12 protein-coding genes and 1 pseudogene are annotated in these 13,400 nt (G+C 67.2%); 9 read left to right on the top strand and 4 right to left on the bottom strand.

Going from position 1 to position 13,400, the window contains the following annotated elements; genetic code table 11:
• Positions 1 to 2 precede the first annotated feature (2 nt).
• Genes rpsR through rpsN form a run of 3 tightly spaced genes read left to right on the top strand, consistent with a single transcriptional unit; the run spans position 3 to position 812 of the window.
• Positions 3 to 254 (top strand): 30S ribosomal protein S18, encoded by a 252-nt coding sequence (gene rpsR / locus K8V84_RS03160; protein WP_304070105.1) that lies wholly within the window; start codon positions 3 to 5, stop codon positions 252 to 254.
• 16 nt (positions 255 to 270) lie between these two features.
• On the top strand, positions 271 to 507 hold the full coding sequence (rpmB, locus tag K8V84_RS03155; protein ID WP_304070102.1) for a 50S ribosomal protein L28: 237 nt from the start codon (positions 271 to 273) through the stop codon (positions 505 to 507).
• Positions 507 to 812, top strand: a complete 306-nt coding sequence (rpsN, locus tag K8V84_RS03150; RefSeq protein ID WP_304070099.1) for a 30S ribosomal protein S14 — start codon at positions 507 to 509, stop codon at positions 810 to 812. The genes rpmB and rpsN overlap by 1 nt, the downstream gene beginning before the upstream one ends.
• A gap of 90 nt (positions 813 to 902) precedes the next feature.
• Here rpsN and K8V84_RS03145 read toward each other — a convergent pair whose 3' ends face one another.
• Positions 903 to 1,061 carry a hypothetical protein gene (locus tag K8V84_RS03145; RefSeq protein ID WP_304070097.1) on the bottom strand — a complete coding sequence of 53 codons (159 nt, stop codon included), beginning with the start codon at positions 1,059 to 1,061 and terminating at the stop codon, positions 903 to 905.
• A 308-nt stretch (positions 1,062 to 1,369) separates the two neighbouring features.
• On the opposite strand from K8V84_RS03145, the pseudogene K8V84_RS25830 reads away from it, so the two are divergent.
• A pseudogene (locus K8V84_RS25830) lies at positions 1,370 to 1,975 on the top strand (trans-aconitate 2-methyltransferase); the annotation flags it as partial.
• A gap of 529 nt (positions 1,976 to 2,504) precedes the next feature.
• On the opposite strand, the gene K8V84_RS03140 reads toward K8V84_RS25830, so the two are convergent.
• Both K8V84_RS03140 and K8V84_RS03135 read right to left on the bottom strand, forming a co-directional pair.
• Positions 2,505 to 4,712 carry a rhamnogalacturonan lyase gene (locus K8V84_RS03140; protein WP_304070202.1) on the bottom strand — a complete coding sequence of 736 codons (2,208 nt, stop codon included), beginning with the start codon at positions 4,710 to 4,712 and terminating at the stop codon, positions 2,505 to 2,507.
• A gap of 309 nt (positions 4,713 to 5,021) precedes the next feature.
• Positions 5,022 to 5,882, bottom strand: a complete 861-nt coding sequence (locus tag K8V84_RS03135) for an alpha/beta hydrolase (protein WP_304070094.1) — start codon at positions 5,880 to 5,882, stop codon at positions 5,022 to 5,024.
• A gap of 223 nt (positions 5,883 to 6,105) precedes the next feature.
• Here K8V84_RS03135 and K8V84_RS03130 point away from each other — a divergent pair, with 223 nt between their 5' ends.
• Entirely contained in the window at positions 6,106 to 6,912 is an 807-nt protein-coding gene (locus tag K8V84_RS03130; RefSeq protein ID WP_304070092.1) for a hypothetical protein, read from the top strand.
• 118 nt (positions 6,913 to 7,030) lie between these two features.
• Here K8V84_RS03130 and K8V84_RS03125 read toward each other — a convergent pair whose 3' ends face one another.
• Positions 7,031 to 7,720 carry a glycoside hydrolase family 11 protein gene (locus tag K8V84_RS03125; RefSeq protein ID WP_304070091.1) on the bottom strand — a complete coding sequence of 230 codons (690 nt, stop codon included), beginning with the start codon at positions 7,718 to 7,720 and terminating at the stop codon, positions 7,031 to 7,033.
• A gap of 1,561 nt (positions 7,721 to 9,281) precedes the next feature.
• Between K8V84_RS03125 and K8V84_RS03115 the strand changes: the two genes are divergently transcribed.
• From K8V84_RS03115 to K8V84_RS03100, 4 genes are all read left to right on the top strand, one after another.
• On the top strand, positions 9,282 to 10,970 hold the full coding sequence (locus tag K8V84_RS03115) for a sodium:solute symporter family protein (RefSeq protein ID WP_304070090.1): 1,689 nt from the start codon (positions 9,282 to 9,284) through the stop codon (positions 10,968 to 10,970).
• A 16-nt stretch (positions 10,971 to 10,986) separates the two neighbouring features.
• Positions 10,987 to 11,118 carry a putative transporter small subunit gene (locus tag K8V84_RS03110; protein WP_304070087.1) on the top strand — a complete coding sequence of 44 codons (132 nt, stop codon included), beginning with the start codon at positions 10,987 to 10,989 and terminating at the stop codon, positions 11,116 to 11,118.
• A 138-nt stretch (positions 11,119 to 11,256) separates the two neighbouring features.
• A complete protein-coding gene (locus K8V84_RS03105; protein WP_304070085.1) occupies positions 11,257 to 12,351 on the top strand; it encodes a carbon-nitrogen hydrolase family protein in 1,095 nt (364 codons plus the stop codon).
• 30 nt (positions 12,352 to 12,381) lie between these two features.
• Complete coding sequence (locus K8V84_RS03100; RefSeq protein ID WP_304070083.1) at positions 12,382 to 13,362, top strand: helix-turn-helix domain-containing protein; 981 nt, start codon at positions 12,382 to 12,384, stop codon at positions 13,360 to 13,362.
• The last annotated feature ends 38 nt before the right edge of the window (positions 13,363 to 13,400 follow it).

Below are 13,400 nucleotides of genomic sequence, written 5' to 3'. Positions count from 1 at the left end.
CCATGCCCACCGACCACCGACGCACCGTCAAGCCACCCCGCAAACGCGGTTTCGCCAACCCGCTGGGAGAGGCCGACCGGGTCGACTACAAGGACACCGCCCTTCTCCGCAGGTTCATCTCGGAGAAGGGCAAGATCCGCAGCCGCCGGGTCACCCGTGTGACCGCACGCCAACAGCGCCTGATCGCCGCGGCGGTCAAGAACGCCCGCGAGATGGCCTTGCTGCCGTACCCGTCCTCGACAAAACAAAGCTGACCAGGAGGAATCCAGTATGTCCCGTGTCTGCCAGGTGACCGGAAAGGCACCCGGTTTCGGCAACGCCGTCTCCCACTCACACCGCCGCACCGAACGCCGTTTCGACCCCAACATCCAGAACAAGCGCTACTGGCTGCCCAGCGAGCAGCGCTTCGTCAGGCTCCGGATCAGCACCAAGGGGATGAAGGTGATCGATGCCCGGGGCATCGAGCGCGTGGTCGCCGACATCCGGGCCCGAGGAGGAAGGGTCTGATGGCCAAGAAGAGCAAGATCGCCCGCAACGAACAGCGCAAAGCGGTCGTCGCCCGCTACGCCGAGCGCCGCGCCGAGCTGAAGCGACTCATCAAGAGTCCGCACACCGGTGAGGCCGAACGCGCTGCCGCTGTCGCCGAACTGCGCCGCCGGCCCCGGGACGCCAGCGCCACCCGGGTGCGCAACCGCGACTCGGTGGACGGTCGACCCCGTGGCCATCTGGCCAGGTTCGGCCTGTCCCGGATTCGTTTCCGCGAGATGGCGCACCGAGGGGAGCTGCCCGGCATCACCAAGTCGAGCTGGTGACCTCGGGCCGGGCCCACCGTTCGCGTCCCGACCGATCCGCGGGCCCTCGGGTGCAGGCCTCCGCCCGGGGACCCGCACCCACGGTTGTGCTCAGGACACGGGGTGTTCGTCCCAGTGGTCGTCGTGCCGACGGTGGAGGTGACCGTCGTGCACGTAGTCCACATGGTCGTGGTGGGGTACGGACACGTGACCACACCCCTCACCATGCTTGTGCGGGTGTCCCTCGTGCACCAGATGTGCGGACGCCATACTCTCCCCCGAACACAGTTCCTTCTCGATGATTCCGAAAGCAGCAACAACGTATCCATTCGACATCTGCTCTTCAAGGATCCGCGAAGATGGAAACAATACTTTGCCCCGGCATACACAGCGGAATGGATTCGACGACCGAGCAAAGCCGCTACCAGCCTCGACGCGACCATGACAATGGTTTCCATCGTCACTGAAAACGTCGAACAAGAACGCTTTTCATCTGACCCGGATGTTTTCCCGGAATCGGCCACGGGCCCAGAGATGATTGGTTCGACTTACGCGAGAGAACCGCCTTCCCCTTACCGATGACCGGAGGCGGGGGTGACAGAGATCGTCGCCCCTCCCCGGCTCCTACCTCTCGACGCGACCGAGGAACCGGAGTGGAGGAAACGACCCACCGACGAAGAGTCCCTCCCAACCGTTGTCCACCCACACCCATCGACGGGAAGACCGAGCAACCGCTCTCGTTCACTTCCCGGGTACGACCAAGGAGACGAACGTTGCTCGAATACGACGACCCCTACGACCACTCCGGTCAGTTCATCGACCCGATGATCACCGGGTGGTGGGAACACCACGGCACGACGGTCGCCGACGCCCTGCGGGAACTACCCGCCGCCGCAGGGCCGGTGATCGACGCGGGTGCCGGCGGCGGCCTGGGAACACGGCTCATCGCCCGCACCCTTCCCCAAGCACACGTCCTTGCGATCGAGCCGTCGCCTCCCCTGCGCTCGGTCCTGCTGTCACGGGTGTTCGAGGATCCGGACCTACGTCTGCGAGTGACCGTGGACGGCGACGACCTGCTCTCGGCCCGTCTGCCGAACCGGCTCGGCGGAGTGGTGGCGGCCAACCTCATCGGCCACTTCAGCCCGCGCGAGCGGGACCGGCTCTGGGAGGACCTGGCGGCCCACCTGGCGCCGGGAGCGTTCGTCCTGCTCAACCTGCCCGCACCGGTCGAGCCGGAACGCGTCGAGCGCACCAGGATGGCCGAACTCCGCATCGGAGAGCGGCACTACATCGGCTGGGCCGAGGCGGAGCCGGTCGGTACCGAACGGATCACCTGGCGCATGACCTACCAGATCCACGAAGGCGACCGGCTCGTCAGTCGCGACGAGATCCACTACGCCTGGTGGACACTCTCCGAACAGGCGCTCCGTACCGAAGCCACCCCGCATGGTCTGCTCGTCATCCCCCACGGTCCGGCCGAGGCAGGACTGTTCAAGATCCTCCGAGAAGGGAATCAGCCCCGGTCTCCTCCGGTGATCGAACGTGAGACCGCCGTTCGGCGGCTCACCCCTGACCCGGATCCTGGGAGTCGAACCCGGGCGGGTGGCCCCACCCACCCGCCCGGTGGCGAAGGCGGGAACCGTGGTGACCGCCCCGGAGTTCGGCTCGGCACTCCCCCGGGCGGCACCACCCCGGTCCCGCCCGGGCCGGGGATCAGGGACGGGGGTAGAGGGGGCGTGGCACGGTCACCCGCGACCAATCGGTGTCCGAACCCAGGTAGAACTCCGGGTAGGTCGGCTGGTTGTAGGTGGTCTGCTGCGAGGCGATCCCGACCCGGTACTGGGGGTCGTGCATGAGCGTGTGCAGCATGTGTTCGGTCTCCTCGGTGGAGGTGTACACGCGCAGCGCCGATCCGTCCTCGGTGCGCAGGACGAGTTCCTCCCGCCAGTCGCCGAGCACGTCGGCGACCAGGGACGGGTTGCCCTTGGTCCCGTTGTTGGTCGAGGTGCCCTCCGCGTTCAGCAGCGCGCCACGGTTCCAGTCCTCGATCGTGGGGGTCTCCACCTCGCCGTCGACTTCGGCGCCCTCGATGATCTGGGTGGTCATGTCACCCGCCCATCGGATGCTCATGTTGGTACCGGGGACCTCCTCTCCCAATCGCCGGCCGTCGGCCGACCACAAACCACCATCGCCGTCCCCGCCCGGGGGCATCGACGACCACACCTCGTAGCCGGGGCTACCAGGGTCGACGTCACCGACCATGCCACGGCCGGTGTCGCGCCCGGAATAGGAACCGAACAGCACCTCACCGGTGTCGGCGTCGCGCATGGCCTGACCGTAGGGGGCCATGGTGGCGCCCTCGTGGACGGTCCAGATCCGAACCTCCCCATCGGGGGTGAACCGCCCGGTGTGCATGGCGTCGCCGTGGCCGAGCTTGACGTACTCACCCGGGGATCCGCTTGCGGGCGGAAGGGTGTCGTGGGAGGAGTAACGCAGGGTGCCGTCCGAGTTCAAGGTGGCGGCCCCGTAGACGATCTCCTGCCGGTGATCGCCGTCCACGTCGGCCACGCTCAGGGAATGGAAGCCCTGCCCGGCGAGGGTGCCCGTTCGGGGGTCGACGCCCACACCTTCATGCGGGCCGGCGTCGAAGGGGTTGGCCATGGGCACGTGTCCGCTGTCGGCCACCCAGCGTTCCCGAATCCGTTCACCGTCGAAATCGTGGGCCACGATCACCGATCGCGTGTAGTAGCCGCGCGCGAAGATCGCGGAGGGGGCGCGTCCGTCCAGGTGGGCCACACCGGCCAGGAAACGGTCCACACGGTTGCCCGGTTCGATACGGCTCATGGCGTAGTCGCCCCAGAGGAGGCCGTCGTCCCCGCGTCCGGGGTTGTAGGGGACGGTGTCCAACTCCTGGCCGGTGAGACCGTCGAACACGGTGAGGTACTCGGGCCCGTCCACGACGAACCCCTCGAACCCGCGCAGCCGGTTGTTCTCACTTCTGCCTGGCGCGTAGACGTCCATGAAGTGATCGGCCAGGGCCTCGGCGTCGATGCGCGAGAGCGGGTAGTCGTACCGGGAGTCGATCCCGAAGGCCTCCTCCAGGGTGAGGGGCCAGTTACCGGCCACCACCTCGGGGTGTTCGTGCCAGCCGAGGAACAGGTCGACGACGTGGTCGTAGTAGTCCTCGGCGCTCATGCGGTGGTCGTCGTCGTGGGTGACGCCCGCCGCGACGTCCTCTTCCGGCAGGGTGACGTGGCCTTCCTCGACCACCTCCCCGTCCGGCCCGTAGGTGGTGCTCTTCGTGCCGGGCGCGGTCTTGAACATCAGTTCGGCGCGGCCGTCCCCGTCGAAGTCGTAGACCAGGAACTGGGTGTAGTGGGCGCCGGAGCGGATGTTCACGCCCAGGTCGATCCGGTTCAGCAGGGTGCCGTCGAGCGTGTAGGTGTCGATGAGGGTGTTGCCGGTGTAGCCCGTCTGGGAGACGTCCTTGGAGTTGGTGGGATCCCACTTGACCACGAATTCGTATTGTCCGTCGCCGTCCACGTCACCGACGGAGACGTCGTTGGCGGTGTGGGTGTACTCCTCTCCCGCGGGGGTGGTGCCGCCCTCGGGTCGTCTCAAGGGGATGTCGAGGTGTCCGTCGTCCCAAGGGGTGACGGCCGCGGAGGCCTCCTGTTCTCGGCCGCGGACCACCGCGGCGACCCGGTACTCGGAGTCGGTGGCTCCTTCGGCGTCCAAAAGGTTCGTGCTGTGGGCGATGGTCGTGATCGGCTCCCCGTCCCGGTAGACGCGGAAGTCAGGGCCGGTCAGGCCCGTGTCCGAGTGCCCGGTGACCTCGTGGGCGAGCAGGCGCCAACCGAGGTGGACCCCTTCGTCGGTGTCGACGGCGACCAGCCCTCGATCGAGCCGTTCGAGTTCCATGAGATGTCGGGGGCCGGTGTCCCCGGAAGTCTCCGGTGCGGCCGCGGCGACGTCGGGGATGAGGAGCAGGGCGAGGGTGGTGAGTACGGTCAGCCGAAAAGGGATGTGCACGGGGGTGCCGGGGGGCAAGGTTCCACCTCCTGGTGCGAAGGGGAACAAACTGACACTGAAAGCGCTTTCCGTCAAGAGGCCCGAAACCCCGCCTCTTCTTTCCCGAAGGACGCCCCGGAGAACGGTGTGGTCCCACCGGGCCCGGTGCGAAGCCGGCGTGAGTTCGGTGGGCCGGAGCGGTACGGCCCACCGCTCCGGTCACAGGTTCTTGCTCTCCACATCCCACTCGGGGTCGACGCACAGACCGCAGTTTTGGCCCACGAACATGTCCGCGGCCTCGGCGTCGTCCTTGAGTCGCCAACGCAGCCACGCGCTACCGACCCGCCCGTACTCGCCGCCGTCGGGTTCGGGGAAGGTCCCGTAGTGCCCCACGTCGAGGTGGCCCATGAACGCGGGCAACCCCTCCGGCAGGTCGCGCCAGTCGTTGAGCGCGTTGGCGTAGGCGATGTCGCTCGGCCCACCGGTGAAGTAGGCGATCGGAGCGTGCAGGTGATCGAGGCGGCCCGGATCCCTGTCGCTGAACATGCCACTGTTCCAGATCACCGTGGTGGTGATGCGGGGGTCGTCGGCGACGTCGTAGGTCTCCAGCCCACCGCACGACTGGCCCATGACGGCGATCCGTTCGGTGTCCAGGTGTCCGCGGTACTCGCTCAATGGCCGGGTGTTCTCGTCGACCGCCCGGTCCACGGACTCGATGAGCATCTCCGCGTCGGTGCCGCCCGAACCGTTCGGGCGGCCGTTGGCGATGACCAGGAACCCGTGTGAGGCGAACTCGGTGAGGATGTTCTCGAACCACGTCCCATCGGCGCGGCAGGCGCCGTTGCCCCAGGCGACGATCGGCAGGGGCTCGTCCTCGGGCAGATCCAGGGGCCGGTGGACGGTGTGGTCGGGCAGGCGACGATCGGTGACGTATCCGGCCTCATGGGGGCCGCTGCCTCCGGCGACCTCCACGATGTCGGCGGAGGCGGCGGTCCCCGAGGGGATCCCGACCAGGGCGGCGGCCAGGAGTGTTCCGGTGAGGAGGGCGGTGGATCTTCGGGCGGGGGACGACGTTCCCATCGCTTCTCCCTTGGGTGAAGGAAACACACCGGCTGTCCGGTGTTCAGGAAGCGAAAATCCGCGCCACGCACCGGGGCGTCAACGGGTCCTGTCGACGAACGGGTGGGAACACCGATCCCACACCCCCGGTTCCCGAACAGATCGCGGTGTTCCACCGATGCGCGTCCCCACGGCCGGGGCGGAGAGTGAGACGGAGAACATCCGACCGGCAAGGGAGACCCGCGTGGACGACAAACCCCTGCGCATCTACGATTTCATGGCCTGCGACGTCTACTGGGACTTCGACGGGACGCCGTTGCCCGCGGAGCAGCACAAGTTCCTCGTCTCGTTCCATCCCACCCCGGGGGTCCCCACCCCGGAGCTGATCCGATCCATCACCGCGCGCGGCCCGGACGGGTATCGGGTGGAGTTCGCCGACCAGGAGTTCACCCCCGCCGACACCAACGGCCACATCTACGATCACGCCCTCGACCACTACTGGTACATGGTCAATCTCCCCACCGGATTCCTTCCCGGGGGCGTGTACTCCATCGAGGTGCTGGGGGTCGACGGTGAGGTCCGGACCCGTTCGCGCCACCACGACATAGCGGCCTCGCGACGCATGGTGGAGTTCTACACCTCGCACCGGGGCGGGCTCGCGGAGTCCTTCACGCCCTCGGGCCGAACAGAGCTGGGAACGGTGCCGGCCGACGGCGAGCTGGAGTGTTCCTGGTCGACGTTGAAGGACCTGGGCGGGCCCGACGCCCACTACATCTTCCGCCTGTCCACCGGAGGATCGGCCAGGGAATTCGACACCCAGAACCTGACCTGGTGGGACAACATCTTCGTCGAGCGCATGCGCGGGCACACCGATGCCGGCCTGAACCGTTCCTCGGTACGGGTGGGCGCCGATCTGGCGGCCGACACCCCCTATGCCTACTTCGTCGAGGCCACCGACTCCAACGTGCAGAGCCAGACCAACATCTGCCTCTTCCAGCCGCACCAGTACTTCCGTACGCCGTCTCGAGCCGAGGCCGGCACCGGGTCCTGAGTCGAAGTCCGGCAAAGGCCGGCACGGGCCGGGTCGGTCCCGGGATCTCGCTCGGCGGTGGGGCGAGCACTCGGGGCGCACGGGGGCGCGACGGTCACGGCCCGTCGCGCCCCCGCTCTCAACCGCTGACGTTGAGGTCGGAGCTGCCGCTGCTCTGGTAACCCTCGGTCGCCAGGATCATGTAGTGCGCGAAGTCGCCCAGTTGCATGCCCGCGGCGTTCCAGGCGTCGAAGTGGTTTCCGGTGGTGATGGTGCCACCCGTACGGGTCGACTGGCGAACGCTCCAGAACTGCGGGAACGTCTCGTTGTCGCCCTCCACCGACGGGGAGTCGTAACGCATCGTGTGGTAGAGGTCGTAGCTTCCGCCATCGCTGTCCACCGTGCCTCGGAAGTCGCCCTCGGGCCGGTAGGTGCCGAAGTTGTCGACGATGTAGTACTCAACGAGCGGGTTCGAGGTCCACCCGTACAGGCACAGGTAGCCGTTGCCGGAGGGGTTGAAGCTGCCCGAGTAGGCGACGCTTCTGCGGCCGCCGGTGCTCCAGCCCTTTCCGCACACGAAGTTGCCGGTGTCGTTCCACTGGGTGCTGTAGGAGCCCCCGGAACCCAGGGTCATGGAGACCGAGCCACCGCCGTCGGTCCAAAACGAGTAGAAGTAGCCGTCGTGGGTGCCGGTCTGGTTCTCGGTGATGGTCTGGGCATGTGCGGTGCCGGGCAGCAGCAGCGAGGGCATCGCCACGGCCAGGGAGCCGGCTCCGGTGAGCCCGATGAATCTCCTGCGGTCGAACGGGGGGTGGGGGGTGTCGTTCATGGTCGTCTTCCTCCTGGTGGGCCAGGCGGCGCGGTACGGCACGGAGGGAACCCACGGCGACCAGGGGTGCGTCACCGTGTGTCGGCGCCGTGCGGCGCAGCGGGGTCGGCCTTTCGCCGTGTCCCGAAGTATCCGTACGCGACGAACGCGAGTCAATGTTTTCCGGAAAATTTCGGAGACATTAACAACCATTTAGTCATCATTTCTCCTGTTCAGCCACCATTTTTACAACTTCATCCTCAGATCTCCCCTGGCACTCGGTTCCAACACGCATGCGGGAATTGATCATCATTCCGAAACTTTTCGACCCCCTTCGGGTAGCGCACACGCGCCCGACTCCCGAGGGTCGGGGCGGATCCGCGCAACGGCCGGTGAGCCCTGTCCGATCCGCACCGGTTCGCCTTGGGCCCCGCGAGACTCCACCACCTCGACCCGCGAGAGCGCGGCCGACGGACAGGGGCGGCGTGGAAAAGATGACCCCGGGCCCACCCGCCTGCGGGCGCGCCCCCATCGCCCTCCACGCGTAGATACCCGATTCCGATGGGCCTCCGCCTCGGCCGTTCTCCACGAAAGTCTCGGGGCCAGGCCCCGAAGGACACGCCCAGGGGGCACGGCGCAGGCCCAGGACCGGTTCGGCTGGAGCACGGCCTCGATCAGGGTCTCCAAACGCGGATGGGTGATCTTCCGGTATTCGGGATCGGCGACCATACGGCCGAACGTCTTTCGATCGGGATAACGCATCAACCGGACCACGTCCCATCCCGCTCTCCAACGGCGACCCAGGGAGCGGACCCGTCTCCGGCGGTAGTGCGGCTCGGCCCCGTATTTCTTCAAAAAAGGAGCCGCCCGCCGTGGGCACTCCTCGCAGGAGGGGTGGCCTTCGAGAGGTGAGGCGCGACAGGCCGAGCATGACCACGGGACCCTCCCACCCTCCTCCGGCATGTCCGCGAAGGCCGATTCCGAGGGGGGCGACGACCATGGGCGAATCCCCGTGCGGTCGCTGGGCGCACCGAGCGTGAGGCGTGACGCCCACCGCGGCAACCGACCAGTCGGTATGTAACGCCGGCGAGCCCGAACACCCCCCGCCACCACGCATCCGCCGAGCACTCCGGACCTCGACGTGAGTCACGCCACCCCGAACGCGGGAAGCCAGCCAGAAGCGGCATTCTCACAGCTCACAGCGCACGTCGAAGGTCCTGAAATGCAGCGCATTCTGCCACAAAAGGTCACGTGGAAATAACAGAACGGTATCGCCAAATCGCCCCTCTGTGATCCGGCTCAGGCTTATTTGAGACCCGAAAATCACCCGACTTGAACCCTTTTGCTATAGTCCGTCTGTTGGTCCCAACCGCCCCACGTGTCCCACACGGATCACACGACATCGGGCGGCGGACAAACCACTCCCTTCCTCGCCGACCTGAAATCGGCGGGCGCACGTATCGGCGAAACCACGGCCGGATGCCCAGCGCACAGCGTCGTGCGCACGGGCCGAAGCTCCATGGCCGTTACGTGTAACAAAAACCGACGGGTGATCCGGCGCCCGTCCTTAGAAAGGAAATGAATGAGCTCGGAGGAAATGGCGGTTCAGCAACTGAGTGCGCCCGTCACCATTTTTCTCATCGCACTCTTCTTCGGTGGAACGCTGTTCATGTCGATCATGATCAGCAAGAAGAAAGAGAACGCCGATGGTTACATGAATGCCGGGCATAACATCGGTTTCGGCATCGCAGCAACCTCCATGACCGCGACATGGATCTGGGCGTCCTCCATGTACGCTTCGGCCACGGCGGGTTACACCTACGGCATCTCCGGCCCCATCCACTACGGGCTCTGGGGCGCGTTGATGATCCTGTTCATCTACCCCTTCGGTCGACGCATCCGTGCGGTCGCCCCTCGCGCGCACACTCTCGCCGAGGTCATGTACGCCCGCCACGGGCGCTCCAGTCAGCTGATGCTCGCCGGCTCCAACGTGCTGGGCAGCGTCATCTCACTGACCTCCAACCTCATCGCCGGTGGTGCGCTGGTGGCGATGCTCTCGCCCTTCAGCTTCACCCAGGGCATCGTGGTGATGGCGGCGGGTGTCCTGCTCTACACACTGTGGTCCGGCTTCCGCGCCTCGGTGCTCACCGACTTCGCCCAGGCGATGGCGATGCTGGGCGCCGTGGTCGTCATCATCCCGGTCGTCTTCTTCGCCGCCGGCGGCCCGGGCATGTTCGAGGCCGGGGCACAGAACCTGACCCCCCAGCAGTCGAACTTCTTCTCCTCGGACGCCTTCCTGCACCAGGGCGCGCCCTACATCGCCGCCGTACTGGCCTACGCGATCGGCAACCAGACCATCGCTCAGCGCCTCTTCGCGGTTCGAGAAGACCTCATCAAGCCGACCTTCATCACCGCCACCATCGGTTACGGTGCCACCGTCATCGGTATCGGCATGCTCGGCGTGATGGCCCTCTACCTGGGCATGGAGCCGATGGGTGGGGACGTCAACAACCTCATCCCCCAAATGGCGACCACCTTCCTGGGCCCGATCCTGCTGTGCGTCTTCTTCATCATGATCATCGGTGCGTTGGCCTCCACGGCCGACTCCGACCTGGCCGCGCTGTCGTCGATCATGATGGCCGACGTCTACGGTCAAAACGTCGCCGGGCGCAAGAAGGCGAACCCGAAGACGATGCTGCTGATCGGCCGCGTCACGATGATCGTCGCCACCGCCGCGGCCCTGTACTTCGCCAGCGGGCAGATGAGCATCCTCGACCTGCTCGTGTTCGTCGGCGCCCTGTGGGGTGCCCTGGTCTTCCCGGTCATCGCCTCCTTCTACTGGGGCAAGGTCACCAACGCGGCCTTCACCGTGTCCACCCTGGTGGCCGTGGCGATCTTCATCCCCGTCCGCTTCGAGATGCTGCCGATGATCACCCCGGTCGGCCTCGTCGTGGACGTGCTGTCGGTCGTCGGTGTCGGCGTGGTCCTGGGTCTGATGGCCTTCGGCTTCTTCGGGCTCAAGCCGGCCCTGTGGGTCGGTTCGATCGCCGCGATCGTCACCGCGCCGTTCGGGATCGGTTTCCTGCACGACTACCACGTGCTCAGCGGATCGCTCGTCGCCTACGCGGTGAGCACACTGGTCTGCTACCTCATGAGCTTCCGCAGCAAGGAGTCCTTCGACTTCGCCCTGATCCAGAAGCGCATCGGTTCGTTCGACAGCGAGGAGGAGCCCGAGAAGGCCCTCGACGACGACACCACTTCGAAGCGCTGACCAAGAGAGGAACCCCATGTCGACTCTGCTGCTGACCGGCTACGTGCTCATCTGGCCCATCATCGTGGCCTTCGTGCTCTACTTCCTCGCACGCGGCTTCCTCAAGGACTGGAGCCGGTCACGTAAGGACGGTCGTCCGATCATCTGATCCCGCCGACCGCCCCGGCCGGGTATCGATTCCAAGGAGTCGGTGCCCGGCCCTCTTCGTGGGCGCCCCTCATATGCGGCGCCGGCCACGTGCACGCATATCCAAGTCACCTCGCCGGCCCACGCCTACCTTGGCGCCATGGACACCACCTCTTCGACCGTGAAGGTCGCCGCCGTCCACGCCGCCGCGCCGTTCCTGGACCTGGCGGCCGGAGTGGAACAGGCCCGCGGGTTCATCCGCGAGGCAGGCCGCGAGGGCGCACGCCTGGTCGCCTTCCCCGAGACCTACCTGCCCGGCTACCCCTACTGGGTCTGGTCCCACACCCCCAAGCACGCCGCGCCGTTGTTCGCCCAGCTGTACGCCAACTCCGTCGAACTGCCCGGCGAGGCCTCCCGCGCCTTGGGAGAGGCCGCCCGTGAGGCGGGGGTCTGGGTCGTCATGGGACTCGACGAACGTGACGGCGGCACCCTGTACAACACGCAGGCCTATTTCTCCCCGGCCGGAGAACTCGTCGCCCGGCACCGCAAACTACACCCCACCAACGCCGAACGGACGGTGTGGGGGCGTGGCGACGGCCGTGACATCTTCGTCGTGGACACCGGGTTCGCGCGTGTGGGCGGGTTGATCTGCTTCGAGCACACGATGGATCTGGCCCGCTACTCACTGGCCACCCTGGGCGAGCAGATCCACGTCTCCGCCTGGCCGGCGATCAACGCCACCCACGCCGACCCCAACGCCGGCAAGTTCGATCACTACTCGCGCACCCTGGCGGGCGCGCACGCGATCGCCTCCCAGTCCTACGTCGTCTTCGTGCAGGGGCGGATCAGCGAGGAGATCGTCGAACGGTTGGGGATCCCGGAGGGGCCCGACGCGCCGACGGTCGGCGGTGGGATGACCGGGTTCATGGGGCCCGACGGGCAATGGCTGTCCGAGCCGCATCGGGATACCGAGGCGATCGTCTACGCCGATCTGGACCTGGGTGTCATCCCGTTCGCCAAGTACTTCGCGGACGGGGCCGGACACTACGCGCGACCGGACGTGTTCTCCTTCGGGGTCGACCGCACCCCGCAAGAGCCCCTCACCACACAGCGGGTGACGCGTCTGACCACGCCCGGGTCCGAGTCCCCCACGGGTTCCGAGGACGAGGTCCCCGCCAGGGGCGAGGTGCTCGTGCCCACCGACCGAGGCCGATCCCGACGACCCGTGGCGCGAGAGGGGGACCACGGAGCATAATCGGGTCCCGGCGACGTTCTTGGAGGTCAGGTGGACGATCCCCGCGTTCACGTTCGGAGCGAGCTGTTCGACTCCCGCGGTGTGCCCGCCCGGGTGCGCACCACCTCCTGGGAGCGTGTCTCGACCCGGTTCCTGGTCCCCTTGCGCATCCGTACCGACGCCGGGAGCGTCCGTGGTGTCATCGGTACCCGACGGATCGGGGAGATCGGCTTCTGTCGGCTGCGAGCCACCCCGCACTCGGGGGTGCGCACCGCGCTGATGGCGACGGGCGCGGGGGCGGGCCACTACAAGATCGCCCTCGCCCTCCATGGACCCACCCTGATCACCCAGCACGATCGACGGGTCCTGCTGCGCCCCGGCGACCTTGCGGTGTACGACACCTCGGAGGCCTACAGCGCGGGCAGCGAACTGGAGTTCGGCCTGCTCATCGTGTTGGTTCCGCACGAGGCCATCGGGGTGTCGCGGGACCGGGTGGCGGCCGTCGCGGCCACTCGTCTGAGCGGTCCCGGGGCTTTGACCATGGGGCGCGAACTGTCGGCGCTGTCGGAAGGTGGGACCGCTCCGGACCGGCTCCACCGCACGTTGGCCACGATCGGAACGCTCATCGGTGACACTCCCCCGGCCCGGGTCGAACGGCACCGCGACGAGGACGAGCTCCTGGAACGTGCCAGGGAGATCATCGGTCACCGGCTCTTCGATCCGGGCCTGGATCCGCGCTACGTCGCCGCCGTCCTGGGGGTGTCCAGGCGCCGCTTGTACACGCTGTTCGCCGAGCGGATCGGGCCGGTCGCCGCCTACGTTCGGACACGGCGTCTGGAGCACGCCCGTGACCTGTTGTCGCGATCGAGCGGGGTGAGCGTGGCCGAGGTGGCGCTCGAATGCGGATTCGGCGACCCGGCGCACTTCAGCCGTCTGTTCCATCGGGCCTATGGGGTCCCGCCCACCCGCTTCCGGTCGCGATCCGAGGCTCCCGGGGAACCCGTGCCGCCCGAGGCCGGGTGGAGTACGTGAACGACCCCGAGGTCGACCCGTGCGACCTGGGGCAGACG

Source organism: Nocardiopsis listeri (genome assembly GCF_020741345.1).
GTDB lineage: Bacteria > Actinomycetota > Actinomycetes > Streptosporangiales > Streptosporangiaceae > Nocardiopsis > Nocardiopsis listeri_A.
The sequence above is the reverse complement of the archived record's forward strand: the minus strand, read 5'-3'. Positions and strand labels throughout refer to the sequence as shown.